Raw genomic sequence first — 25,188 nt, forward strand, 5'->3', positions numbered from 1 at the left:
AAGTTCAATCCACGGTCTGCAGCCGGAACTGCCCGGGCCGCACGCCCAGCGCGGCCAGCGCAGCGAAATAGACCGCCGCGCCGCCCGCGACGATGGCGGCAAGCCAGGTAATCCGGCGCGTCGTCGACGCCGCCAGCCACTGCGCCACATCGCCACCGAACCACCACAGGAACAGCGCCATCGCCGCCGTCGCCAGTACGACCTGCAGCAGAAATTTGCGCCGCCCCGGCTGCGGCACCAGAGCGCCGCTGCGGATCAGCCCGAAATACAGCTGGCCCGCATTGAAGATCGCGCCGACGCCATTGCTGAGCGCCAGCAGCGCATGCATGCCCGGATCGCCCAGGCGCCCCGTGCCCCACAGGATCACGACCACCAGCAGGTTCAGCACGATCGTCAGGGCCAGCGCGCGCATGGCCACTTTCACGGGCCCCTTGGTGTCCTGGCGCGCGTAGTAGCCGGGCGCCAGCACCTTGATCAGGCTCCAGCCCAGCAGCGCGAACGAAAACGCCATGAGCGCCAGCTGCGTCATCTCGACATCGAACGCCGTGAACTCGCGACGATGATAGATCGCCACGGTGAGCGGCCCGGCCAGCACGAACAGCGCCACCGAGGCCGGAATGACGATCAGGCAGACCAGACGAATGGCCCAGTCGAGCGTGATCGCGAAATCCCGCGTCGACTGTTTTGCATGCTGCGCCGACAGGCTCGGCAGGATCACGGTGGCGAGCGCAATGCTGAAGACGCCGAGCGGAAACTCGACCAGCCGGTCGGCGAAATACAGCCACGTCATGCTGCCGTCGGCGAGCAGCGAGGCGATGCCGCTGCTGATCATCACGCTCAGCTGGCCCATCGACGAGCCGAGAATCGCCGGGCCCATCAGCTTCGCGATGCGCTTCACCGCTTCGTGCTGCAGGTTCCAGCGCGGCAGGCGCAGCAGTTTCATGCGGATCAGCGGCGGAAACAGCAGCGCGCACTGCACCACGCCGCCGACGAACACACCCACGGCGAGTGCGATCACCGGCTGTTCGAAATACGGCGACAGCCACGCCGCGAACACGATCATCACGACGTTCAGCAGCACCGAGCTGAAGGCGGGCAACGCGAATTTCTGATAGCTGTTCAGCACCCCGCCGGCGAGCGCCGTGAGCGAGACGAAGAGCAGGTACGGGAACGTCCAGCGCAGCATCTCCACTGCGAGCCCGAACTGCCCCGCATCCTTGGCGCGAAAGCCCGGCGCACAGATCAGCACGATCAACGGCGCGATCACCACGCCGACGATCGACAGCACCAGCAGGAACAGCCCCATCGTGCCGGCGACGGAATCCACCAGCCCGCGCACTTCGTCGGTCGAACGTTTCGCCCGGTATTCGGCCACCACGGGCACGAACGCCTGCGAAAACGCGCCTTCCGCAAACAGCCGGCGCAGCAGGTTCGGGATCTGGTTGGCCAGCACGAACGCTTCGAGCGCGACGGCCGGAATCATCGATGCGTAGACGACGTCCCGCACCAGCCCGGTAATGCGGGACAGCAGCGTGGTCATCCCTACGATCGCAGTGCTGCGAAAAAAGGCGCGACTCATGCGTGAGGGCGCCTTGCGGATTCGTGGTCGAAATTCATGGGGCGGCAATGGTACAGGGGGCGAACCGTCCGGAACGGCCCGAGTTCAACCGCCCGATGCGACAAACCACCGGCGGAAAGACGCGGGGCTCGGGCGAATCCGGTTCATCCCTGCCCCGATTCGCCTTGCGGGGCGAATCGGCGACTTTTCCCTTGCCTTGGCCGGGTCACATCGGCAGAATTCGCGCCTCTTTTTTCCCGAGTCGACCGTCCGTGGCCAATATCAAGTCAGCTGAAAAGCGCGCCGAACAGACCATCAAGCGCCGTGCCCGCAACATGGCCGCCCGCTCGAAGCTGCGTACCGCCATCAAGGGCGTCGTCAACGCCGTGGAATCGGGCGACAAGGCCACTGCCGCTGCCAAGCTGAAGGCGGCCGCGCCGATCATCGATTCGATGGTCAACAAGGGCATCATCCATCGCAACAAGGCATCGCGGCACAAGAGCGCGCTGAATGCCCGCGTGAAGGAAATGGCGGCCGAGTAAGCCGCGCTCTTCGGTCAAATGAAAAAGCCGGGCTCGACCCGGCTTTTTTATTGTCCGCTCGGCGCGTCAACCCGTTGATTTCATTCGGCAGCAGCGTCCGCCGCCAGCGCTTCGATACGCACCATCAACGCCTGACACAGCGCATCGGTACCCTGCTTCGACAGCCCCGAGATCCGGAACACCGGCCCCTTCCAGCGCAGGCGCCGCACGATGTCCTTGCAGCGCTTGTCGGCCTCATCGGCCGGCATCAGGTCGACTTTGTTCAGAACCAGCCAGCGCTCTTTCTTGGCCAGATCGGCGCTGAACTTCTTGAGTTCTGCCGCGATCGCGCGGGCATCTTTGACCGGATCCACGTCCGGATCGGGCGGGAGGATGTCCACCAGGTGCAGCAGCACCCGGGTGCGCTGCAGATGCTTGAGGAACTGGATGCCCAGACCCGCACCGTCGGCGGCTCCCTCGATCAGGCCGGGAATGTCCGCCATCACGAAGCTTCGGTGCTCGCCAACGCGTACCACGCCGAGATTGGGATGCAGCGTCGTGAACGGATAGTCGGCAACTTTCGGCTTCGCAGCGGAAACGGCGCGGATCAGCGTCGATTTTCCGGCATTCGGCAGCCCAAGCAACCCGACGTCCGCCATCACCTTGAGTTCCAGGCGCAACTCGCGCTTTTCGCCTTCGAGTCCCGGCATCGCCTTGCGCGGAGTGCGGTTCGTGCTCGTCTTGAACCGGGCATTGCCCCAGCCGCCCTTGCCGCCCTTGGCGACCAGCAGCCGCTGCCCGACCGCGGTGATGTCACCGAGCTGCTCCTCGGTCTCGATATCGACGATCACGGTACCGACCGGAACGGGCACGACCAGATCCTCTCCGCCGGCTCCCGTGCAGTCGTTGCCGCTGCCGGCCGTGCCATGCGCGCCGCGGAATGCCCGGTTGAAGCGGAAATCGGCGAGCGTGTTGATGCCCTCGACGCCTTCCATGTAGACGTCCGCGCCCTTGCCGCCGTCGCCCCCATCCGGACCGCCGAACGGAATGAACTTCTCGCGACGAAAGCTCACGGCGCCGCGGCCGCCATGGCCGGCGCTGACTTTGATCGTGGCTTCGTCGACGAAACGCATGGGTGAAGGCTAACTGGTGAACTGACTACTGGCTAACTGGCGAGAACCGGACGCGCTCTTCCCGTGGGGCCGGCTTTAGCCGGCTTCTGCAGAGTCAGGCTGAAGCCTGACCTACAGAAAGAAGCAGATCGCACGACTCTTTCGCCGCCCCACCAACAAAAAGCCCCGGACGAGCCGGGGCTTTCTGCAAACTCTGATCGCGCGCGACTTACTCGGTCACCACGCTCACGTAGGTGTGCTGCTGCACGCCCTTCTTGCGGAAGTGCACGCGGCCTTCGGCCGTGGCAAACAGCGTGTAGTCCGTGCCGGTGCCGACATTGTCGCCAGCACGATAAACCGTGCCGCGCTGACGGACGATGATGTTGCCCGCGATCACGTGCTGACCGCCGAACTTCTTGAGACCGAGGCGCTTCGACTCGGAATCGCGACCGTTCTTGGTACTGCCGCCTGCCTTTTTATGTGCCATGACTGAACTCTCTCGATGGGGTCAGACCGTCGCTCAGGCGACGATGCTGGTGATCTTCACTTCGGTGTAGGACTGACGATGCGTGCCCTGGCGCAGGTAGTGCTTGCGCCGGCGGAATTTCACGATCGTCTTCTTGTCGTCGCGGCCGTGGCTCTGCACCGTGGCGACGACCTTGCCGCCGCTCAGGAACGGTGTGCCGACCTTGACGTTCTCGCCTTCGCCCACCAGCAGCACCTGGTCGAACTCGACGTTCGCACCGGCTTCGGCTTCCAGCTTCTCCACGCGCACCACCGAACCTTCGGCAACGCGATACTGCTTACCACCCGTGGCAATTACGGCGTACATGATCTCGAAAACTCCGGACTTGCCCAGGAAGCCCGGGCGAGAAAAGGCCGCGAAGTGTACGGAGGGAAGCGGTCTCTGGCAACTGCTGCCGATCACACGGACCGGAAGAAATCCGGCATTTCAGCCAATCACTTAGGTGGGAGCCAGCCGGCGCAGGACCCCGCACGGCCCGAACATCCCTTGTCTCGCCACCGCCTTCGACACGCACCGCCTGTCGAATGGCAACTCGCTGTAATTACTTGCTTTTTGGTCGGGGTGACAGGATTTGAACCTGCGACCTATACGTCCCGAACGTAGCGCTCTACCAGGCTGAGCTACACCCCGAAGCGGAGAGAATGGCGGACCGGTCGGCGTGTCGGGATCAGTAAGTACGCTCGACGGAGAAATCTGCCAGTTCGCGCAGGGCTTGCTTGTATTGCGAATCGGGCAATACCGCGAGCGCCTCGATGGCGAGGGAGGCCTCCTGCCGCGCGAGGCGCGCAGTGTACGCAAGCCCCCCCGTCGATTCAATTGCAGCGGTGATCTGCGGCAGGTTCTCGGCGAGGCCGTTTTCGATGCTGTTGCGGATCATGGCGCGCTCGGCGTCGGTACCGTGTTTCATCGCATATATAAGAGGAAGCGTGGGCTTGCCTTCCGCAAGGTCGTCGCCGAGATTCTTGCCCAGGGCATCCCGGTCGGCGCGGTAATCGAGCGCGTCGTCGACGAGCTGGAACGCCGTACCGAGGTGTCTGCCGTAGCGCTTCATGGCGTCCTCGATGGCCGGGGAACTGCCGGCCAGGATGGCGGCGACCTGCGAACCGGCTTCGAACAATTGCGCCGTCTTGCGATGGATGACTTCGAAGTAGCGCTCCTCCGTCGTGTCCGGATCGTGGGCGTTCATCAGCTGCAGGACTTCACCTTCGGCGATGCGATTGGTCGCACGGGCCATGACATCCATGATCCGCATGCTGCCGAGGTCGACCATCATTTCGAAGGAACGGGAATAGACATAGTCGCCGACCAGGACGCTGGCTTCATTGCCCCAGAGCGAGTTCGCGGTGTCCTGACCGCGGCGCTGGGCCGAATGGTCGACCACGTCGTCATGCAGCAGCGTGGCCGTGTGGATGAACTCGATGATGGCCGCCGCCTGCGTATGCTTTTGATCCGTAAGGCCACAGGCGCGAGCGGCGACCACCACGACCAGCGGCCGCAGACGCTTGCCGCCGCTGCCGACGATGTATTCCGCCACCTGATTCACCAGGACGACATCGCTGGCAAGGCGATCCCGAATGACGCGATCGACCTCTTTCAGATCGCCCGCAACCAGTTGCTTTACAGACTCGAAGCTCATGTAACCACGAGGAAATAATGACGGCGGCGAATGGTAGCCGAAGGGAGGGGGCGACTGGCGAGTTGGCCGCTCGCGACAGCGCCGCTCGACGGCGGACTCCGCCTACGGACCTTCGCCTTCGCTGGCCGGCTCCGCATTCCGAAAGTACTTCCCGGGCGAGGCACCGAGCGTGCGCCGGAACATCGCGATGAAGGCACTGGGACTTTCGTAACCGAGATCCAGCGCGACGCGCGTGACCGTCTGCCCTTTACCGAGCCGGTCGATCGCTTCGAGCAGACGCATCTGCCGGCGCCACTCGGCGAAGGTCAATCCGGTTTCGCTCACGAACAATCGGGCCAGCGTGCGTGCGCTCGCTCCGACCTGCGGCGCCCACGCCTCCAGGCCACGCTCGTCCGCGGGGTTCCTGATCAACGACTCGCACAACTGCCGGACGCGCTTGTCGCTCGCGAGCGGCAGATTCAACGGCGCCGCCTCCAGACCATGCAACTCATCCACGATGACCTGCATCAGACGCGCCGCCGAACCGGCAGCCGCGTATGCGTTTCCGACATCCACCGCCTCGAAGATCAGCTCGCGCAGCAGCGGCGATACGTGAACGACCCGGCAGTCGTCCGGCAGTCCCTGCGTTGCGGAAGCATCGACGAACAGGGACAGCAGCACGACCGGCTGCGTCGCATACGCACAGTGTTCGGCTTCGGAGGGAATCCACACCGCCTGGCTGGGCGGCACCAGCCACGTGGCCTCTTCGCGGACGAGCCGAAACACTCCCTCGGCGCAATAGAAAAGATGTGCACGCGAATGCCGGTGCGTTGGCGTCCGGCCCGGACCCAGCCGATAGGACATCGTCAGAATCGGCCGCTGCGGATCATCGACACGGCCGTGATCGACCGGTTTGGCGATTGGCAGCTTGGCGATATCCATTGACCGATTATAGCCATCGCGCAGATCGCCCCCGGGCTACGTTGCGCGCCACGAGTACCCTCATCCAAGGAGACGCCCGTGGAAAAACCACTGCACATTTCCGGCGCCGTATCGGTGCTGCCGTCCTACGTTCAGATTCCCGGACTGGGGCTTCTGCCCGCCAACGCCTATGTTGTGAAGTCCACGGCACCCGTGCTCATCGACACCGGCCTGCCTGCGGACACCGACGAGTTCATGAATGCGCTGCGGTCGGTCATCGATCCACGCGACCTGCGCTGGATCTGGCTGACGCACATCGACCAGGATCACGTCGGCAGCCTGCGCCGACTGCTCGATGAGGCGCCACGCGCCAAGGTGGTGACCAATTTCCTCGGACTGGGGAAACTCGGTCTGGTGGGCCCTCCTCCGCTGGAACGGGTTCATCTGCTGAATCCCGGCCAGAGCATCGACGCAGGCGATCGAACGCTGTTTGCCGTTGCACCGCCGACCTACGACGCGCCGGAAACGATGGGCGTCTACGACGGCAAGTCGCACATGTTCTTCAGCTCGGACTGCTTCGGCGCCATCCTGAATCAACCAGCGGAGGATGCCGCCGCCATCGCACCGGACGCATTGCGCGAAGGCCAGACATTGTGGACGACCATCGATTCGCCATGGTTGCGACACACCAGCGACACCTGGCTTGCGGGCGCACTCGATGATCTGCGCCGAATGCAGCCCAGAGCCGTCCTGAGCAGTCACCTGCCACCGGCTTTCGGCATGACGGAGACATTCGCAGATGCACTGGTCGCAGCGCGCAACGCGGCGCCGTTCATCGGACCCGATCAACCCGCATTCGAAGAGGCACTGGCGTCGCTCGCCGCGGCTTGAAGCCATGCATGCTCCGTACGATTTTTCTGATCGACTTGTCTGCCGGCTTGATCAGCCACGAGCACGACCTCCTAGGAGATCGGCGCGGCGCACGACACCACCTGCGCCAGCTCAAGGTACCGACAGAACGCATTGGCCATCTCCATCTGCCACGGTGTCCGGCATTCCGGCTCAAACAACTGCGGCGAGCCTGCCAGCACGCAGATGCATCCCGCACGCGATGTCGCAACGTTCAGCCGGTTGAGGCTGTACAGGAACTCCATCCCGCGCGGCGCATCGGCGTGCGAAGAAGTCGAGCCGCTTGAGCTTTGCGTTGTCGATCTGAGCCGTGGCTTTCGATTCAAACGTTGATGAGGGTCGGCGTGACGCTGTACGGCGGCACGGGATGATCGTCGCTGGTCAGCAGGCGTACGAAGTTCGGATGGATGAACAGCTTCTCGCGGCCGACCTTGATCTCTTTCAGGACGCCGATGGATTCGAGCGTCTTGAGATAGACGGAGGCGGTCTGGCGTTTGGCGATGCCGGACTCGACCAGGTTCTGGATGCGGCAGTACGGCTGCGTGAAGATGATTTCTACGAGTTCGCGACTATAGATCTTGGGCGCGTTATTGCGCACGTATTCGGTGGCACGCAGCTGCCGTTGCTGGATCGCCTTGACCTTGGCAGTGGTCCAGGTCGCCGTCTGGGCGACGGCCTGCAGCATATAGAGAATCCATTCTTCCCAGCGTTGATGAGTGGTCACACCAAGGAGGAGCCGATAGTAATCAGCCTTCGATCGAATGATGGCGCGTGATAGATACAGGACTGGCAGATCCAGTGGTGACGATATTTTCGATAGGCTTGCATATGTCGATATTTTCAAGTTTTATCGACATGTTTTATCGATGTGTCGATGGCGTGGACATGAGCCATGCCCGCCCAAACCAGCCGCCACCGAGCCCCGGAACAGTCGCACGATTCAGCCCTGCGGAAAGAACGCAGGCAAAGTCGCCGATGAAGATCACGCGATCTGATACCGGGAGCTTTTCAGACCGGGCGTCGTCGGGTAGCGGGAGAATTGCTGCGCGCCGCGGATCTATTCCTTCGGGTTCGCTGCGAAATTCTGAGTTCGCTACTTCGCCGCAACCCTCGCACTCGACGGTGCTCCGCTCAGCAGCTCATCGATGACGGGATCCATCTTCGCCTTGGTGCCCTGCCACTTCATCAAGGAGAGCCCACCCTTGCCACGCAGGTGGTAGTCCGCGGACGCAACGATGCGACCATCCTTCTCGATCCGCAGCGCGGCCTGCGACAGATAGGTCGCCATATCCCATGAACGGCGTGCGGTGTAGGTGAGGATGTATTCACAGCGATCCGGACGCGTGCCGCTGAATACTTCCGTCGAGATGGCGTGACGATCGAAGCCTTCCCGCAACACCGGAACGAAGTCGTCGATCGTGACCTTCGGATTCTCCTGAATGCAGACATGAAGCATCTGCGCCGCAGGATCGACCGGCTTCACCTGCACGGCAGTGCAACCGGCGAGTGCCGCGCAGCCGAGGATCGAAACTGTCTGTGCGATGTGCTTGGCGAATGAGCGGGTTGTCACTGCAAGTCCTTTCGTATTCTGAATTGACGGGCAGTGTAGTTCCCGAACGCAGCGCTGCCGTGACGACATAGACAAAAGCGCGCCGGTGAATCGTGATGGGGATCGCAGAACGCATTACAGCGCGCCCCGAATCCCCGCGATATCGCGCATCGGCGGCGCGCCGAACATGCGCGCGTATTCGCGGCTGAACTGCGATGCGCTCTCGTACCCCACTCGATAGGCGGCGCTGGCCGCATCCACGTCCCCGGACAACAGTATCTGTCGGGCTTCGGTCAGGCGCAGTCGCTTCTGGTACTGCAGCGGACTCATGGCGGTGACGGCCTTGAAATGCTGATGAAAGGATGACGGGCTCATGTTCGCCAGCGCGGCCAGTTCGTCGACACGCATCGGCTGCATCAGATTGGCTTTGATCCTGCGGATGATCTGGCCGATCTTCTGCGTGCTGCTGCCGGCAATCGCGATCTGCGCGATGGACGGTCCGTACTCGCCGCTCAACAGGCGGTAGTGGATCTCGCGCAGCATCATCGGCGCGAGCATCGGAATGTCTTTCGGCGTTTGCAGCAGCCGCGTCAACCTCAGCACGGCTTCCAGCGTCGCACTATCCACCGCACCGACGAACAGACCGCGCGTCGTCTCGCCCTGCGACCAGTTCGCATCGCCGGACTGTGCAATCAGCTCGCCGATCCGGCGCGGATCGATCTCGATCTGCAGGCACAGGTACGGCCGCTGCGTGCTGGCCTCGATCACCTGGCCCAGCAGGGGCAGGTCCACCGAGACGGCGAGGAACTGCGGCGGCGCGTAACGATAGATCTCATCCTCCAGCAACACCTGCTTGCTTCCCTGCACGATCACGCACAGCGACGGGGAATACACCGCGGGCAGCTGCATGTTGGGCACCGAAAGCCTGATGCAGCGCAGCCCGTCGATCGCAGTGGCGTGAATGCCGTCGCCGCTAGAGAATTTCTCGATCAGGGCCGCGAGTTCGAGCCGCTGGCGATCCTCTACCGTATTGATTTCAGCGTTCATTTCGGACCGACCATACCTCCGTCTCCAAGCAGCGTTCAATGGCTGCTCCGGGAATCTGGAGGAATAGGCAAGAACGCCGGAGCTCTCGGCATCCGGGCTCGCGGCCCGCGGCAGCAGACTCTCTCCCATCGCGACTACACCTCGAACGCTACGGGAGAACACCATGTCGAACGTTCATTCAATCAATGATTCCGTCAACGGCTCGGTGGCAAACCGCGTCGTCCTCATCACCGGCGCCAGCGGCGGCATCGGCGAAGCCACGGCCCGCTTGCTGGCCGCCAATGGCGCGAAAGTCGTCATGGGCGCGCGTCGCACCGACCGCCTGCAGAAGATCGTTGCCGACATCCGCGAGCACGGCGGCATCGCCGAGCACCGGCGCCTCGATGTCGCCAATCGCGACGACGTGAAGGCATTCGTCGCCTTCGCACAGGAGAAGTTCGGTCGGGTCGACGTCATCTTCAACAACGCCGGTGTCATGCCGGTGTCGCCCATGAGCGCCCTGAAGACGGACGAGTGGGACAGGATCATCGACATCAATATCAAGGGCGTGCTGAACGGCATCGCCGCCACCCTGCCCATCATGGAAGCGCAAGGCAGCGGCCACATCATCAACACGGCCTCCACCGGCGCGCATGCCGTAGGAGCGAACTTGGGCGTGTACTGCGCCAGCAAGTACGCAGTGCGCGCGATCACCGAGGGACTGCGTCAGGAAATGAACACCCTCCGCGTGACCCTGATCTCTCCCGGCGTGACCGAATCCGAACTGGGCCACGACATCACCGACAACGGCACCGCCGCCTCCGTCGGGCAACTGCGCAGCGTTGCGCTGTCTGCGGATGCGATCGCGCGCGCCGTGCTCTATGCCATCTCGCAGCCGGCCGATGTCGACGTCAGCGAAATGATCATCCGCTCGGTGCGCAGCGCCGGGCACGCGTTCTGAACCTGAGAACCACTCGTCATCGCTTGCACGACATCCATCGCGAGGAGAATCCACATGAGCATCGCACTCATCACCGGCGGCAGCCGCGGCCTGGGCAGAAGCATGGCGCTGCACCTGGCGGACAAGGGCATCGACATCATCCTGACGTTCCGCAGCGGCCAGTCAGAAGCGGACGAAGTCGTCAGGGACATTGCACGCAAGGGGCGCAAGGCTGTTGCGCTGCAGCTCGACGTAGCGGATAGCGCGACGTTCGATGCATTCGCGGCTTCGGTGAAGACGGCGCTTGCAGACACCTGGAAGCGCACGAACTTCGACTTCCTGGTCAACAACGCCGGCATCGGCATCCATGCGCCCTTCATGCAGACCGATGCCGCGCAGTTCGATCAGCTCGTGAACATCCATCTCAAGGGGCCGTTCTTCCTGAGCCAGAAACTGCTGCCGCTGCTGCGCGACGGCGGTCGCGTGCTCAACATCTCATCGGGCCTGACCCGCTTCGCCCTGCCCGGCCACGCCGCGTATGCCGCGATGAAAGGCGGCATGGAGGTGTTGACCCGCTACATGGCGAAGGAACTGGGCGAGCGCCGCATTGCCGTCAACATCCTCGCACCGGGCGCCATCGAAACCGACTTCGGCGGCGGCACCGTACGCGACAACGAGCAGGTCAACGCCTTCCTCGCCGGCAACACCGCACTCGGCCGCGTCGGACTGCCGGATGACATCGGCGGCGCTGTCGCCTTGTTGCTCTCGGACGAAGGCGGCTGGATCAACGGCCAGCGCATCGAAGCGTCGGGCGGGATGTTCCTTTGAGCCTCCACCGGGATCCGCGCCGTAGCCACGGTTGCTTTTCGGTTGTCGCCAATGGCACAGCGACCGCAAGTGTGGGACTGTGCGCCTGACCCCGCCATCCGGTCTGCTGCTCTCACATTCGAGGAGGGATTCGTGATGAACACTCGTTCTGAACGCGGTCTTTACACAGCGGCACTTTGCGCCATCGCAGCATTCGGCATCTCGTCCCCTGCCCTGGCAGGCGGCGGACCCGGATGCCAGGACAAAGTGGCGCACATCGATGCGGAAGGCGGCGCCCATGGCCAGATCAGCGCCTCCGATCACGCAGCCAACGCGCAGAAGCGTTTCGAGGCGATGGACGCCGATGGCGACGGCAGGATCACTGCCGCAGAAATCAACGCAAGTCATGGCGCAGAACGCATCGCCTGGGCCAAAAAGCCGATGTCGGCTGCCGACAAGATCAAGAGCTTCGATCGCAACAAGGACGGCGTACTGAGTGCGAAGGAATACGCCGACGGCTCACAGGCGATGTTCAACGCGCTGGACACCAACAGCGACGGCTATCTGAAGGCCGACGAGATGGAGGTGGACATGGACAGGATGAGCGCTCGCGACGCGGATTGAGCTCGCGGCTTGCTGCCTCGACATTCGTGTCGAAAGCACGCGCCTCAGACTTCGAAGTAGAGCGGCGCGCGTCGAAAGCGCCGCAGATTCGATGCGAGTGCTGAATCGGTCATGCCACGCTGTACGTGCACCGTCACGTCAGCGGTGAAGTCCCGAAGGCCCGGCAGAAACAACTGCCGGGCCGCCTTCTGTGTACCCGTACGCTGATCGCGCAAGAGAGCCACCTTCCTTCCATGCTCCGATCCGAGAAGGGCATGATCGCCCTCTCCGTAGAATGCCTTGAAAGCACCGGCCAGTTCGACGACACAGAAGTGACGCATCGAATTGCGCCACTCCTGCGCAAGCACTGCAAGCGACGCGTGCAGCATTCCCTTGCCGTCCCTTCTGCCTGCCCGGACATCGTGATGCCCGAAATGATCGATGATCTGCGAGAGTTCGAACGGAGTGACCCACCAACGACCGTCCCATTGAGCCTTATCTCCGTAGAGACGGAACAGTATCGTCCCCGCGGGCAGGTCGACTTCGGCGGGCTTCACGATGCCGCCGACGCGATATCCCATGGCATCAAAACCACGCGCATCGAGATAGGTCTGCTGCCGAACGCGTTTCGGCTGGTTCGCAGCGGGTGCGCCATGCACGGGTGAATCGTCGAAGTACTGTCGATTGACGAAATGCGCAGTCATTGCTCGATCCTCCGCCAGGAAGACGTTCATTCAGACAGCGAGCGTCGCCTTCTCATCTTCGATCGGCGGAATCAGCCTGAACGCTTTTGAGCGGTTCCTGCGTCCATTCTGTTGCGAGACCCGTCATTATCTCCGCACATCGATCCTTTCCTTGCTGGCTAGCGTTCTCGCCCACGCCAGCCAAGCTGCCTGCAACTGCAACACACCCTCCATCAACTGACAACTGAGTCAGAAGCAGCGTGCACGGCTGCGACAGGTTCGGCACTCTCGGCACTGAACTGCTCTTCCTGCTGAGACTCCCGCTAGCAGCACTTCGCTTTTCACAATCTCTCTATCGGCAGCCTCACGCGCCCAGATCTCAAATTCCAGTAATCAAGAAATCCAGCGCAGCAACTACTTCTGTCCGTCTCTCTGCGATCGTCCCTACCGCCGGTCCCAACTCACTGGTGGCAATCCCCGCCAACTGCGGCACCAACAACAGAAATGGCTGTCCATCGACTTCGACGACAGGCATCAGATTCCTGACCGGCTTCTTCAGCAGCGCCGCATGCTTGATCAATGGCACCACGACCCGTGTACTGAGCCCGCTGAGAAGATCCGATTGAATATCGACCAGATACGGGTACGCGGATCGCGTCTTTGGATTCTTGTTCTTGTGAACAGAAAACTGAGCCATCAGAAACTCCGACGATCGTCCGAAAACACCCCTTGCTCACCGACAAGATCGTTGTAGCGTTCGATGGCCTCGGCATTCTCCCGGATCCACTTCTCCCGCCTGGCGGCCGCAACCTTTTCTTCCAGTGCTTCTTCAAGCACCGCCGAGAGATTGACCCCGGACTCCCTGGCGGCATTCAAGAGATCCCGATTGATGCTCAGATTGGTGGCCTGTCTGGGCGCTTTACGGTTACGACTGGTGGAAGATCGCATGTACAAACTCCGCGTGATGCGCACAGCATATGCGCATCATTCATGCGCATCAACCGTGTGGAAGAGACCGCGCAGCCTTGCCCTGAATCACCCGACCCCTCCACTCTCCTTGACCCCTCCCGCATGTCCAAAAGCCGCAAAACCCGCGCTCCCCACAGATCCCCCGGCAGTCCCTTCCTCACGCGGGTCACGCTGCAGGAAGACAGGATCGAACTTCAACTTTGCCACCTATCTTGAAGAAGTCGGCAGTACCTTCCTTGCATACGGCGGCAAGCCGCTGCACGCGCAATCGCCATGGCGAAGCATTCCTTGCGCTGTTCGAGAACCGCATCGAAGACGGCGTGTATCTGCTCGACGAACCGGAGGCGGCGCTTTCGCCGGGCCGGCAACTGACTTTCCTCAGCATCCTCCATCATCTGGCGCAGATGAAGGTGGCTCAGTTCGTCATTGCAACGCATTCGCCGATCCTGCTCACCCTGCCCGGCGCAACGGTACTGAGCATCGAGGAAGGCGAACTGCGGAAGGTGGATTATCGCAATACGGAGCATTTCAGGCTCACGCGCGATTTCCTGAATGCGCCCGAGCGGTATCACCGGCATCTGTTTCGCAGTGAAAGCGAAAACGAAGAGTAGCGGACAGCGAGTGCCCTGACGCAAGCCCGGGATCGTCGGCATGTCGGTCAGGTCTTATTGAATATGCGGACGGCTTCTGGCTACTTGCAGACGAATGTCTTCAGGTTGACCCGACAACCGGGCGTCACGGACCGACTGCCCGACAGTCTCACGACACTAACCATGCCGATACGACCGTCGGTTGAGAATTTCTCGATCTGAAAGCAACATCATCCCTCCCCCTGATTGCAGTCCGGCGATGCGTCGGGTATCAACGCAGCGCGGCAGCAATCGACAACAAACAACAGCGCCTCTTTCTTCCGATGCTTGCAAGCCCAGTCCGATTTTCAGACGCAGTCTCTGCGGAGACGACGGCAGTGCGGCCATCGAACAGGCACGTCACCCTCTCACGAAAAATCGCGCTTGTGTCATTGATCGGCGTCCCGTGGGCGATGTGCAGCCCGGCCTCGCTCGCCGCCGATAATGCAACCCTGTTCGCGCCGTGCGTCGCGTGCCACGGCAGCAAGGGCGAGGGCAACGCGGCGCTCCATGCGCCCGCCATCGCCGGTCAGGAGGCGGCCTATCTCGAGCGCCAGTTGCACAACTTCCGCAATCGCCGGCGCGGTGTGCACGGATCTGATGTATTCGGCGCGCAGATGCAGGCGGCCGTGACGACGCTCGCCGACGATGCCGCCGTCACAGCGGTCGCCAGCTTCGCGGCGAAGCTGCCGAAGACAGTCACCGCGACACCCGCGCGCGGCAATCTTCACAACGGCAGGAACCTTTACAACGGCACCTGCGGCGCCTGCCACGGCGGCGCGGCCGAAGGCAATCCGGCACTGAAATCGCCGCGCCTCGCGGGTCTCGATGCCGACTACATCAAGCGGCAATTCGTGCACTTCCGCGACGGCGCGCGCGGCACGGACCCGCAGGACACGCCGGGCCGACAGATGGCAATGATGGCGAAGACGCTGCAGACCGAACGCGATCTCGACGACATCATCGCGTTCATTCATCAACAGGGCCGGCCGAAATGATTCGCGCGCTCGTGTTGCTCGTCGCGGCCATGGGGACCGCTGGCGCAACCGGGCCGGCACCGACCGACTTCACGCTCAATACCCATTGCCCGCCGGGATTCGAGAAAACCCGCGCTGGCGTGTGCGAACTGCGCACGCTGTACCAGTTCTACGATTCGCTCGAGAATCGCGGCCTCGGCGGCACGCGCACGGCCCTGCCGCCGCATCGCGACGGCTTCACGCCGCAACAGATCGATCTCGGTCGCTATCTATTCTTCGATCCGCTGCTGTCGGGCGATGGCACTCTCGCGTGCGCGAGCTGCCATGATCCTGCGCGTGGATTGTCCGACGGACGTCCGCGCTCGATCGGCATTCACGGCGAAGATGCGGGCCGCGCTGCGCCGACCTTGTGGAACGTGGCCTTCCTGAAGCGCTTCTTCTGGGACGCACGCGCCGACTCGCTCGAAGCGCAGGCTCCCGGTCCGCTCTACTCACCGAGGGAAATGGGCAACACGCCGGTGCAACTGCTTACGAGCCTGAACGGCAACGCGACCTATCGCCGTCTGTTCACCCAGGCCTTCCCGAATCGTCGCGGCGCGATCGTCGAACAACAGGTCTACTCGGCACTCGCCGCTTTCCAGACTTCACTCATATCGCTCAACAGCCGCTACGACCGCTACGTGCACGGCTACGACGCCGCGCTCTCCGATCGCGAGATCGAAGGCCTGAACGTATTCCGCTCGTTCGTCGCGCGCTGTTCCGAGTGCCATACGCCGCCCCTGTTCACCAACGAACAGATCGCCGTGATCGGCATGCCTGAACCTGCCGGTCAGCCATTCGACGTGGGCGCGGAGACCATCTTGAACAGCCCGAAGCTCAAGGGCGGATTCAAAGTCCCCACGCTGCGCAACATCGCGCGCACTGCGCCCTACTCGCACTCCGGTGCATTCCCCGATCTGCGCAGCGCCGTCGCCTTCTACAACAAGGGGCGCGGCCACGCCGTGCCCGGGGACATGCATCTTTATCTGCACTGGCACATCTCCGATCCGCAGCTCACGGAGACCGAGGTCGACCGGATCGCTGATTTTCTCGGCGCCCTGACGGATGAAGCCTTCCTGCCGCAAACGCCGGCGCGGGTTCCTTCCGGCTTGACGCTCACCAAGCGAGGAGAATGAAGATGAAGAAGGGCCTCATCCTGGGATTGCTCGTCGCGGTGCTGGCCTTCGGCGCCGGCCTGTTCTTCGGTCGCAACGGCAAGCAGGACCTGAAGATCAGCTCGTCCGCCGGCGGCGCGAGTTACCGCGGCGGCTTCAAGGCGGAAGGCGATGCCGTCTCCGGACCCGCAGGCGTCATCCATTCGGTCGCAGGCCCGGCGCCGACGAACGTCGTGGTCGTGAAGGACGGCGAGTCGATCCAGGCGGCGATCAAGGCGGCGGCGCCGGGAACGATCGTCCACGTCATGCCGGGCACGTATCACGAGACCGTGTACGTCGACAAAGACGACATCCGCATCATCGGCGTCATCGAAGAGGGTCGCCGCGCAGTGCTCGACGGCGAGAAGAAGCTCAACGACGCCATCCTCTACTCGGGCAACAACTTCGTCGCCGAGAACCTCGAGATCCGCAATTACAAGGGCAACGGGATCATGGGACAGGCCGGCAACAACTTCGAGATCCGCAACAACGTGATCGCGGAGTCCGGCGTCTACGGCGTCTTTCCGCAACTCGGACAGAACGGCATCGTCGAGCACAACGTCGTTTCGGGCATCGCCGATGCGGCGATCTACATCGGCATGAGCGACAACATCCTGGTCGCGCACAACGAGGTATTCGACAGCGTCGCCGGCATCGAGATCGAGAACAGCCGCCACGCCATCGTCGAGAACAACTACGTGCACAACAACTCGGGCGGCCTGCTCGCGTTCGTCACGCCGGGGCTGCCGATCAAGGACACGGTCGACGTGATCTTCCGCAACAACTTCGTGGTCGGCAACAACCATCCGAACTTCGGCGCGCCGGGTTCGACCGTTTCCGGTATTCCCGCCGGCACCGGCATCCTGGTGATGGCGGCCGACGATGTCGTCATCGAAGGCAACATCATCTCCGACAACAAAGTGTCCGGCATCATCATCACGGATCACGCCCATGCCTCGAACATCACGGCCGATCCCGAATCGGATCCGAACTCGGATCGGGTGAAGATCCTCGACAACGTGATGCTGAGGAACGGCTACGACACGATCACCGAGGCCAAGGCGCTGCTGCTCGCCGACGGCAAGGTCGGCGCCAGGAACCTCGATATCGTGCGGGTCGGCCCGAGCCCGGGAAGCTGCATCATCAATCGCCATCAGTACGTGACCGCAGGCGTGAGCGACTTCGCCGAGTGCGACTTCACCAACACCGCGGCCACCGTGAATTACCTGCTGCCGCCGGTGCCGCCGCGCGAGATCAAACCGGGCGAACGCGGCAAGGTCGTCTACCTCGGCATCTGCACCGGCTGTCATACCTACAACGGCCGCATGATCGGCCCGCCTGTGCAGGTAATCCAGGCGCTGTACATGGACAACCCGCAGGGTCTCGCCGACTACATCGCCACGCCCACCAGGAAGCGCGATGACTATCCAGAAATGCCGCCGCAGGATTATCTCGATCCCGAGACGCGCATCGCCGTGGCGACGTACATGTTGCAAGTGACCAACTGAGTCGAGACGACGCTCAGCAGCGCTTTGCAATGGTCCGCAGTGCGCGGCAAAGCGGTTCGCCCGAAAGTTCCGACGTCCTGCGACTGGATCGTGAAGCTGATCGATGTCTATCCCGACGCCCGGCCGGCGCCGCTCAAACCGGGCCGCGTGGAGCACTATCGCGGGACGCTACCCAACGTCGACCACGTATTCCTGCCCGGTTCACCGCATCATGGTGCAGATCCAGTCGAGCCTCTGCTGGATGGCAGGACTTGGGATCAGCTTCCCGTCTGCCGATCGATTCAATGTAGTAGTTCTTCCCGATTTTCTCGCTGAATCGCCCAGAAAATCGCCACAACTGAAGGACTCCAGCCGCCAGCCTGTTCGTAAACCGTGGTTTACAGCGAACGCAGGATGCGGATATCAAGCGGGCGATCGAGATCGCAGCAGACTGGAGCGATTGAAGCAATGGCGCGGAAGAAACAGAAGTTCTCGCGTTACGACGTTGCCGACTACCTCGATAGCGATGAGGACATGGCAGCGTACCTGGATGCCTGCATCGAGGAGGCAGATGACGATGCCGCATACATCGCGGCTGCGTTGCGGGACATTGCACGTGCGCGCGGTATGGCACAACTCGCCAGGGACACAGGCATTTCGCGCGAGGGGTTGTACAAGGCGCTGTCCGCAGAGGGCAACCCGAGCCTGGCTACCGTGCTCAAGGTCGTGAAGGCGTTGGGACTGAAGCTGGCCACCAAGGTGGCTTGAGCAATATGTCTGGCGGTTTCGATGGCACTCAATGATGTTGCAGGGAGTTGGGCTGTGGTGCGTTTCGTCCGAGTCAGTTTGCGTCGATGCACCGCGTTACAGAGGCGGAAATAAATTGGTCCCGTCTGTTTTCCTGGCGGCGCAGTAAGGAGCAGGCACTGAACGCTTGAGGTGAGATCGAATAGTGCGTCCCTTCCTCCGCGCAGCGGGGAGGAGGCGCGCGAAGCGAGCCGGAGATCCCCCAGCGAGGGGAGAAGGACAGGTAACGGGGGTGTCAAACCGGGCAGCGCAGTTTGCGTTGAGGCCCCCACCCTAACCCTCCCCCGCTACGCGGAGGAGGGGATCAGACGAGAGGCTATGGCTTGGAGTTACGAGCCTCTTCGACCACGCGCCCTGACGAACCTGCGTCCTACATCAACTGCGCCCGCGCTGCGGCGTGTCCTTCGAACTTCGCGTGCTGCAATGCCAGGTTGATCACGGCATCGCTTTGCCGCGTTTCCGCAACCGGCGGCAACCGCTGCAGCGTCGCAGCCACCCGCGCCGGCGTTCCCAGATCGCTCCAGCCGCACTCCGGCACGCGCATCACGCGCAAGGCCTGCGGCTGCTGCTGCAGGATGTCCCGAGAAAAATCGATCTGCGGCAGCCGCTCGTACATCTCGACGATCGCAGCCCATGCCGAATGTGCCGGCTGGGCGTGCAGCGCAGCGCTCACGATCGCCTGCATTTCCAGGGCCGTAACGGCAAAGCGCTGCATGAAGAGCCTGACCAGCGAGCGGACCGATGCGGCCAGGATGAACAGGTTCCAGAGCGCACCGCGATTCATGATGTCCTGTGCAATCAGGGCGTCGGGCTTTTCGACGAAGCGGCCGACGCGCTGCATTCCGGTCTCGTCCGCAGCGGTGCCCGGCACGACGTAGCCGAGTTCGCTGTCGGGGCTGGAAGGCTCGAGGCCCAGCAGGATCGGTTCGTCGGGGCCCGCAGCCAGCCGGCCCAGTGCGCCCAGCATCGAATCGCGCAGCACATCTTCCGATGCGACGTAGTGATCGGCCGGCAGCACCACCAGCAATGCATCGGGATCGCGCGCGGCGATGTGCAGCGCAGAAAAGAGAATGCCGATGCCCGTACCGCGGCCGCGCGGCTGAACGATGACGTTCTGCGGCACTTCGGCGCCGAGGACCGGCTGCCACCAGCGACGATGCGTCTCGGAGACGACGCTGCAGGTACGACTTGCGCCGGCGATCTGGCGCGCACGCGAAAGCGCTGCATCGAGCAATGTATTGCCGCCGGTCAGCGAACAATACTGCTTCGGCACCGCGGTACCGGAGGCGTCGGTAGTGAGCTGACGCAGTCTCGTGCCCTCGCCGCCGGCCAGCACCAGGGCCCACGGCCTGGGACGCCGGAAAGAAGCATTGCGTGCCGATGCGATCGAGGAGGTATCGGGTTTCATCGTTGGCCCCGCCTTGGGTCACTCGCAGCACAGGAACACCACCGCCGAGCCGGCTCCAATGCACGGCGACACGAGCGAGTTCCGGATCGGCGACAGGAGTAAGCCAAGCGCGGGCGCACTGCAATCCGCTTTCGCCGCACCCTCACCGCAACGTCGATCGACGCGCATTGCAGCAACTGCATATGACCGCCGTGTGACCTCGCGCGTGCAGATCGCGCAGGACCCGTCGAGCGACGTCCGCGCATCGCTCTGCGATGCCCCGCAAGGAACCCGTCGCGGAGACAGTGGCTTTAGTAGCGGTCGTGTTCTGTTTCATTCATCGCAGGAGTTCACATGGCTATCCGTACCGCGAAAAAATCCAGAAGCAGCAGCCGCCGCGGCGCAGCGACGCCGAAAGATGCGATTGCGCTGCTCAAGGCCGACCATCGTCAGGTCGAGGAATGGTTCGGGCAATTCGAGAAGGCGCGCAGCGCCGATCGCAAGCAGATGCTGGTGAACAACATCTGCCAGGCATTGCGCGTGCATACCCGGATCGAGGAGGAAATCTTCTATCCCGCGTTCTACGAGGCAACCGAAGACAAGGATCTGCACCACGAAGCCATCGTCGAGCACGACGGCGCCAGGAAGCTCATCGCCGAGATCGAGCAGTCGAGTCCGTCAGATGACTACTTCGACGCCAAGATCAGCGTTCTTTCCGAAATGATCAAACATCACGTGAAGGAAGAGGAACAGCGCGGCGGCATGTTCGCCGAAGCCCGCGGTTCGAGCCTCGACCTGGTGGAACTGGGCGAACAGATGGCGGCGCGCAAGAATGAACTGATGGGAGCGTCGCAGGCGGCCTGATGTTCACGTCTCGAACAGCGCGCGCAGCGCCGGGCGATCGATCTTGAACGAAGGCGTCCTGGGCAGCGCGTCGACGAAGCGCCAGTGCACAGGAATGTGCGTCGCCAGCACCTGATCGCGCAGGTGGGCTTCGAGTTCGGCAATGGCGGGCGGAACGACGCCGGGCCTGCACTCGATCACGGTCGCCGGCACCTGTCCGAGCCGTCGATCGTCGATGCCGACGACGGCGGCTGCGGCAATGGCGTCGTGCAGCAGCAGGGCGCGCTCGATGGTTTCGGGCAGCAGCTTGAAACCGCCGCGCATGATGGCGCCGTCGGCGCGGCCGCGATGGAACATGAATCCGTCCTCGTCGATCAGCGCGATGTCGGCGGTGCGGATCCAGTGCGGCCCGATGCGCGGCGAGATCACTTCGAGAATCCCTTCCCTGCCCAGCGGCAGCACTTCATCGGTGTCGGGGTCTTTCACGCGCAACTGCGCGCCGGGCAAGGGACGCCCGACGCTGCCGAGTTTCTGCGCGCCCCACTGCGCATGCAGATCCGCCGTCATCGCCGTGACCGGGCCGCCGAACTCGGTCGCGCCGTACGACAGCAGGATGGGAATGCCGTAACGCTCCTCGAACGCGCGATGCACGGTCGGATCGAGCGGCGCGGCACCGGTGCCGATGACCCGGATGCTCGACAGGTCTTCGCGCGGAATGTCCGCATCCAGCACCATCTGCACGCCCGCAGGCGGCAGGCCGCTCACCGCCGGGCGGAAGCGCAACACGTGATCGTGCCAGGCCGGCACATTGAACCGTTCGATCAGCACGGCGCGTTGCCCCTTCAGCAACGTCGGCAGCGTGGAATAGATGCCCGAGATGTTGCCGAGCGGCATGAAGAACAGCGTGGGCGGCGTCTGCGACAGATCGGCATCGGCGCCGGACTGCATCACGGTGCGGCCGACCAGGTGCTGCGCGACCAGGTCGTAGCTGACGGCGAACTGCTTCGGCGGGCCGGTCGTGCCGCTGGTGAGGATTTCGATCTGGGACTGCAGCGGCGCCTGCGGATCGTCCGGCCGCGCCGTGCGCTCGAAACCTGCGACCGCCGTCGCCGCCATTTCCTGCAAGGCGATGGCCGCGCTGCCTTGCGCGCGCAACGCGACCCGCAGTTCGTCGGAGAAATCCTCGACTGCGCCGATCAGCACGGCCGGCCGGATGCGCGCCACATCGCGAGCCAGTGCGGTTGCCGACTGGAATGCATAGAGCATGCGGATGGAACGGCCGGCGGCGACGAGACCAAGCAGGGCGGCAATCGCCGAGGGACGATTGCGCGGTACGAAGGCGATGGGCGTGCGGCCGGCGACGCCGCTCGCGTCCAGCAGGCGATTCACCTGTTCGGCGACGCGACGCAGCTCGCCCCAGGGAAACCAGCGACGGTCGTACTCGATTGCCGGCAGCGATGCATTGCGGGCGAGCGCACGTACGGTCAGCTGCCGGAGGTCGCTCGTGACTGCTTCGTCGGACTTCGCCGCCATCTTCACCTCTGATTCTTCCTGTGGGTCAGGCTTCAGCCTGACTGTTTTCAGGCAGGGGGGAGCGTCAGGGCGATGACGGCGTCTCCGCTGCCGCCGGATCGGCATCCCCTGCATCTTCCATCGACGGCAATTGCGTGGCCCCGATCGCCAGCGGCACCAGCGTCTCGACCGTCATCTGCGGCGGAAGGTGCGAACGGCCGTCGCGGTCGCACATTACGCTGCGGCTGATGACGCGCACGCCCAGTTTTCGGAACAGGCCCGTCGACATCTGCTCGAGCAGTTCGCACTCGATGGCTTCGATGCCGATGGTCTTGCGCGACAGCGTGAACTGCTGCCGCGCCGCCGGAAACACGACGGGATCGTTGAGCCTCGCGGCCGGATTGCCGGTCACGCGCGAGATGAGATCGCGCCGTGACGCATCCTTCTTCATCTCGGCGAGGATCTGCGGCGTGACTTCCGTCGGCCACATCACGTTGACACGCACGCCGACCATCTGCCCGCGGTTCTCCGTCTGACCCGTCAGCGTGCTGGAACGCCGGTTGCGCCACGGATCGGTCGGGTCGGGCGGAAAGGGATTCGCCACCGGCTCCGCAGACATCATGGACGCAAAGCAGTTGTCGACCCGCACCTCGACGTCATCGCGCGCGCCCATGGCGCGCAGGATGCCCGCCACACGGCCCTTCAGCGCATCGCAGGCGTAGACCGCGACATCGCTGCGATAGTGAAAGCCCACCTGATGCAGTTTGTAGACCGCTTCTACCGGGGCGGACTCGCCGCCGGTCACCGCCGGTTTCCCGGCCGGCGGCTCTTCGGCGCCCAGTACGCCGCCACTCATGAGGAAACAAGTCAACAGGACGGCCGTGCGTCGCAGACGATCCATCATGGCGGTCTCCGGACTATGCAGACGAATGTCCCCATTCTCCCCCGCCGGCCGGCGGGCACAAGTGGGTCGCGGCGCCGCCGCCGTGCATCGGCTGTTCGTGCTCGACCGGCGGCACAAACCAGTACCGTTCCGGCCTCGCCGGGATTACGCTTGGCCGGCGAGTGTGGGGATCTCCGATGACGCAATCCATGCGATTCGGGCCGCAAAATTCTCGACGGATCCTGGCGGGAGCAGTGACCGCCCTCCTCCATCTCGGTCTTTTTCTGGTGCTGCTGTCGACCAGCGGCCGCTTCGACGGGCTCCACGAAGGCGAGACATCCCTCACTCAGCTGCTGCTGCTCGAATCTCCACAGGCGAAACGGCAGGACGGCAGCGACACGCCGCCTCGAATGCCCGACACGCCCGAGCTCCAGCCGGTCGAGCCGCTGCCGGCAACCGGGAGTCAGCCGCCCGCGGCGGTCGAAGTCCCTGCCGAAACGCTCGATTCCTCCGCACTCAGCGCCGCAGCGCCGGTCGAGTCGGACACATCGACGGAGGACGAATCCACGGCGATCGCCATCGCAACGCCTGCGACCTTCCTCTCCGCGGAGGCGGAGAAAGCCGCGCTCATCAAGAACCTGGCACGCCTGGCCGAACAACTGACCCACGCACCGGCGGCGCAGATCAGCTGGGAACAGGAAGGCAGGCTGTATCACGCCGCGCTGGCGCTGCAACCCGCGAGCAGCGGCATCGACTTCGATCACGTCATCGCCGACGTCAGCGCCGAGAGCGGCGGCCGGCAATTCAAGACGCAGATCCGGCTCAAGCGCCTCGCCTTCTCGCACTACACCCAGATGATCGATCGCTGGGACCCGATGGTGCAGCTGCACGACGATGAAATCATCGGCCGCTTCCACGTGAACTCGCGGTTCAATCTGCAATACGACCGCCGTACCGTGCCCGTCTTCCTCGGCAAGGTGACGACGGCGGCGAGCAGCTTCAGCACCGAGGCCAGCGGCCGCCGCCGCGAGTCGGACATTTTTCGCGGCGGCATCGAAACGCGCGCCGGCCGTATCGAACTGCCGGAACAACTGCAGCCCTTCGACTGGGCACCGCCCGACGAAAAGCCGCGGATCCACGAACTCGGCAACGACACGCGCATCCGCTTCTTTGCCGACGGCAGTTATTCCTGGCGCGATCGCAACACCGACGCGCCGGGCTACGTGAACCAACCGACGCTGCAGCCGGTGTACTTCATCGCCGTGCACGGCGCGCGACTGTACGTGCAGGGCGTGGTGTCGGGCCGCGTGCTGGTGTATTCGCCGCAGGGAATCGTCATCGAAAGCAACCTGACGTACGCACACGATCCGCGCCGGACGCCGGACTCGACCGACTATCTCGGCCTCGTCAGCGACCGCTACATCGAAGTCGCCGCGCCGCACGTCACCGGCCCGGGCGACATCGAAATCCACGGCGCGCTGTTCGCCGGACGACGCTTCGTGGTGCGCGACATCGACCTCGGCCGGCCGGCGACGCTGCGAATCCTCGGCAGTCTCACGGCCGGCAGCGTGTCGGCGAGCGAGCCGCGCTACGCCATGCGCATCGAATACGACAGCCGCTTCGAGCGCCAGCGGCCGCCGGGCTTTCCGTCGACGAACCGGTTTGCGGCGGAGGACTGGGACGGGCAGTGGCGCGAAGCGGCGGATGCCACGGTGGCGGACCAGCTCTGAA

At 63.5% G+C, this 25,188-nt stretch carries 26 protein-coding genes, 1 tRNA gene and 2 pseudogenes; 12 read left to right on the forward strand and 17 right to left on the reverse strand.

Features of this window, described 5'->3' with window-relative positions:
• Positions 1-4 precede the first annotated feature (4 nt).
• Positions 5-1,579 (reverse strand): murein biosynthesis integral membrane protein MurJ, encoded by a 1,575-nt coding sequence (gene murJ, locus V7D81_RS05945; protein ID WP_324315218.1) that lies wholly within the window; start codon positions 1,577-1,579, stop codon positions 5-7.
• Positions 1,580-1,830: 251 nt separating this feature from the next.
• Here murJ and rpsT point away from each other — a divergent pair, with 251 nt between their 5' ends.
• Positions 1,831-2,100, forward strand: coding sequence for a 30S ribosomal protein S20 (gene rpsT / locus V7D81_RS05950; protein WP_324315272.1), 270 nt, complete (start codon positions 1,831-1,833; stop codon positions 2,098-2,100).
• Positions 2,101-2,180: 80 nt separating this feature from the next.
• Here the strand turns inward: rpsT and cgtA are convergent, their stop codons facing one another.
• From cgtA to V7D81_RS05980, 6 genes are all read right to left on the reverse strand, one after another.
• Positions 2,181-3,212, reverse strand: coding sequence for an Obg family GTPase CgtA (gene cgtA / locus V7D81_RS05955; protein WP_324315219.1), 1,032 nt, complete (start codon positions 3,210-3,212; stop codon positions 2,181-2,183).
• 208 nt (positions 3,213-3,420) lie between these two features.
• Positions 3,421-3,678: a 50S ribosomal protein L27 gene (gene rpmA, locus V7D81_RS05960; protein WP_324315220.1), complete on the reverse strand. Its 258-nt coding sequence runs from the start codon at positions 3,676-3,678 to the stop codon at positions 3,421-3,423.
• 33 nt (positions 3,679-3,711) lie between these two features.
• A complete protein-coding gene (gene rplU, locus V7D81_RS05965) occupies positions 3,712-4,023 on the reverse strand; it encodes a 50S ribosomal protein L21 (protein ID WP_324315221.1) in 312 nt (103 codons plus the stop codon).
• A gap of 247 nt (positions 4,024-4,270) precedes the next feature.
• Positions 4,271-4,347: transfer RNA gene (locus tag V7D81_RS05970), tRNA-Pro, on the reverse strand.
• Positions 4,348-4,384: 37 nt separating this feature from the next.
• Complete coding sequence (gene ispB / locus V7D81_RS05975; protein ID WP_324315222.1) at positions 4,385-5,353, reverse strand: octaprenyl diphosphate synthase; 969 nt, start codon at positions 5,351-5,353, stop codon at positions 4,385-4,387.
• A 102-nt stretch (positions 5,354-5,455) separates the two neighbouring features.
• Entirely contained in the window at positions 5,456-6,274 is an 819-nt protein-coding gene (locus V7D81_RS05980) for an AraC family transcriptional regulator (protein ID WP_324315223.1), read from the reverse strand.
• Positions 6,275-6,352: 78 nt separating this feature from the next.
• On the opposite strand from V7D81_RS05980, the gene V7D81_RS05985 reads away from it, so the two are divergent.
• The gene (locus tag V7D81_RS05985) at positions 6,353-7,144 is read left to right on the forward strand and encodes an MBL fold metallo-hydrolase (protein ID WP_324315224.1); all 792 of its coding nucleotides are present in this window, start codon (positions 6,353-6,355) and stop codon (positions 7,142-7,144) included.
• Positions 7,145-7,215: 71 nt separating this feature from the next.
• On the opposite strand, the pseudogene V7D81_RS05990 reads toward V7D81_RS05985, so the two are convergent.
• The 4 genes and pseudogenes from V7D81_RS05990 to V7D81_RS06005 all read right to left on the reverse strand — a co-directional run.
• A pseudogene (locus V7D81_RS05990) lies at positions 7,216-7,446 on the reverse strand (hypothetical protein); the annotation flags it as partial.
• Between the two features lie 38 nt (positions 7,447-7,484).
• Positions 7,485-7,961 (reverse strand): annotated as a pseudogene (locus V7D81_RS05995) (Fic family protein); the annotation flags it as partial.
• A gap of 294 nt (positions 7,962-8,255) precedes the next feature.
• Positions 8,256-8,732, reverse strand: a complete 477-nt coding sequence (locus V7D81_RS06000) for an Sbal_3080 family lipoprotein (protein WP_324315227.1) — start codon at positions 8,730-8,732, stop codon at positions 8,256-8,258.
• A gap of 114 nt (positions 8,733-8,846) precedes the next feature.
• Entirely contained in the window at positions 8,847-9,758 is a 912-nt protein-coding gene (locus V7D81_RS06005) for an AraC family transcriptional regulator (protein ID WP_324315228.1), read from the reverse strand.
• A 163-nt stretch (positions 9,759-9,921) separates the two neighbouring features.
• On the opposite strand from V7D81_RS06005, the gene V7D81_RS06010 reads away from it, so the two are divergent.
• Genes V7D81_RS06010 through V7D81_RS06020 form a run of 3 tightly spaced genes read left to right on the forward strand, consistent with a single transcriptional unit; the run spans position 9,922 to position 12,108 of the window.
• The gene (locus V7D81_RS06010) at positions 9,922-10,698 is read left to right on the forward strand and encodes an SDR family oxidoreductase (protein ID WP_324315229.1); all 777 of its coding nucleotides are present in this window, start codon (positions 9,922-9,924) and stop codon (positions 10,696-10,698) included.
• 48 nt (positions 10,699-10,746) lie between these two features.
• Positions 10,747-11,505, forward strand: a complete 759-nt coding sequence (locus V7D81_RS06015; RefSeq protein ID WP_349257613.1) for an SDR family NAD(P)-dependent oxidoreductase — start codon at positions 10,747-10,749, stop codon at positions 11,503-11,505.
• Between the two features lie 51 nt (positions 11,506-11,556).
• A complete protein-coding gene (locus V7D81_RS06020) occupies positions 11,557-12,108 on the forward strand; it encodes an EF-hand domain-containing protein (protein ID WP_324315231.1) in 552 nt (183 codons plus the stop codon).
• 44 nt (positions 12,109-12,152) lie between these two features.
• Here the strand turns inward: V7D81_RS06020 and V7D81_RS06025 are convergent, their stop codons facing one another.
• The 3 genes from V7D81_RS06025 to V7D81_RS06035 all read right to left on the reverse strand — a co-directional run bounded on the left by V7D81_RS06025 (position 12,153) and on the right by V7D81_RS06035 (position 13,718).
• Positions 12,153-12,821, reverse strand: a complete 669-nt coding sequence (locus V7D81_RS06025) for a hypothetical protein (RefSeq protein ID WP_324315232.1) — start codon at positions 12,819-12,821, stop codon at positions 12,153-12,155.
• 328 nt (positions 12,822-13,149) lie between these two features.
• Positions 13,150-13,467 (reverse strand): CcdB family protein, encoded by a 318-nt coding sequence (locus tag V7D81_RS06030; protein ID WP_324315233.1) that lies wholly within the window; start codon positions 13,465-13,467, stop codon positions 13,150-13,152.
• On the reverse strand, positions 13,467-13,718 hold the full coding sequence (locus V7D81_RS06035) for a type II toxin-antitoxin system CcdA family antitoxin (protein WP_324315234.1): 252 nt from the start codon (positions 13,716-13,718) through the stop codon (positions 13,467-13,469). The genes V7D81_RS06030 and V7D81_RS06035 overlap by 1 nt, the downstream gene beginning before the upstream one ends.
• Before the next feature lie 257 nt (positions 13,719-13,975).
• Here V7D81_RS06035 and V7D81_RS06040 point away from each other — a divergent pair, with 257 nt between their 5' ends.
• The 5 genes from V7D81_RS06040 to V7D81_RS06060 all read left to right on the forward strand — a co-directional run bounded on the left by V7D81_RS06040 (position 13,976) and on the right by V7D81_RS06060 (position 18,793).
• The gene (locus V7D81_RS06040; RefSeq protein WP_324315235.1) at positions 13,976-14,350 is read left to right on the forward strand and encodes an AAA family ATPase; all 375 of its coding nucleotides are present in this window, start codon (positions 13,976-13,978) and stop codon (positions 14,348-14,350) included.
• Positions 14,351-14,754: 404 nt separating this feature from the next.
• Positions 14,755-15,366, forward strand: coding sequence for a c-type cytochrome (locus V7D81_RS06045; protein WP_324315236.1), 612 nt, complete (start codon positions 14,755-14,757; stop codon positions 15,364-15,366).
• Entirely contained in the window at positions 15,363-16,520 is a 1,158-nt protein-coding gene (locus V7D81_RS06050) for a cytochrome-c peroxidase (protein ID WP_324315237.1), read from the forward strand. Before V7D81_RS06045 ends, V7D81_RS06050 begins: the two co-directional genes overlap by 4 nt.
• 2 nt (positions 16,521-16,522) lie before the next feature.
• Positions 16,523-18,046: a parallel beta-helix domain-containing protein gene (locus V7D81_RS06055; RefSeq protein WP_324315238.1), complete on the forward strand. Its 1,524-nt coding sequence runs from the start codon at positions 16,523-16,525 to the stop codon at positions 18,044-18,046.
• Between the two features lie 447 nt (positions 18,047-18,493).
• A complete protein-coding gene (locus V7D81_RS06060; protein WP_324315239.1) occupies positions 18,494-18,793 on the forward strand; it encodes an addiction module antidote protein in 300 nt (99 codons plus the stop codon).
• Positions 18,794-19,202: 409 nt separating this feature from the next.
• Here the strand turns inward: V7D81_RS06060 and V7D81_RS06065 are convergent, their stop codons facing one another.
• Positions 19,203-20,240: a sugar phosphate nucleotidyltransferase gene (locus V7D81_RS06065; protein WP_324315240.1), complete on the reverse strand. Its 1,038-nt coding sequence runs from the start codon at positions 20,238-20,240 to the stop codon at positions 19,203-19,205.
• A 333-nt stretch (positions 20,241-20,573) separates the two neighbouring features.
• Here V7D81_RS06065 and V7D81_RS06070 point away from each other — a divergent pair, with 333 nt between their 5' ends.
• Positions 20,574-21,083 carry a hemerythrin domain-containing protein gene (locus tag V7D81_RS06070; protein ID WP_324315241.1) on the forward strand — a complete coding sequence of 170 codons (510 nt, stop codon included), beginning with the start codon at positions 20,574-20,576 and terminating at the stop codon, positions 21,081-21,083.
• A 3-nt stretch (positions 21,084-21,086) separates the two neighbouring features.
• Here the strand turns inward: V7D81_RS06070 and V7D81_RS06075 are convergent, their stop codons facing one another.
• Positions 21,087-22,595, reverse strand: coding sequence for a class I adenylate-forming enzyme family protein (locus V7D81_RS06075; RefSeq protein ID WP_324315242.1), 1,509 nt, complete (start codon positions 22,593-22,595; stop codon positions 21,087-21,089).
• 64 nt (positions 22,596-22,659) lie between these two features.
• Positions 22,660-23,478, reverse strand: a complete 819-nt coding sequence (locus V7D81_RS06080) for a hypothetical protein (protein ID WP_324315243.1) — start codon at positions 23,476-23,478, stop codon at positions 22,660-22,662.
• Positions 23,479-23,711: 233 nt separating this feature from the next.
• Between V7D81_RS06080 and V7D81_RS06085 the strand changes: the two genes are divergently transcribed.
• Positions 23,712-25,187 (forward strand): hypothetical protein, encoded by a 1,476-nt coding sequence (locus V7D81_RS06085; protein WP_324315244.1) that lies wholly within the window; start codon positions 23,712-23,714, stop codon positions 25,185-25,187.
• The last annotated feature ends 1 nt before the right edge of the window (position 25,188 follow it).

Origin of the sequence: Povalibacter sp., assembly GCF_036735925.1 — a bacterium.
In the GTDB taxonomy this organism is placed as follows: domain Bacteria; phylum Pseudomonadota; class Gammaproteobacteria; order Steroidobacterales; family Steroidobacteraceae; genus Steroidobacter.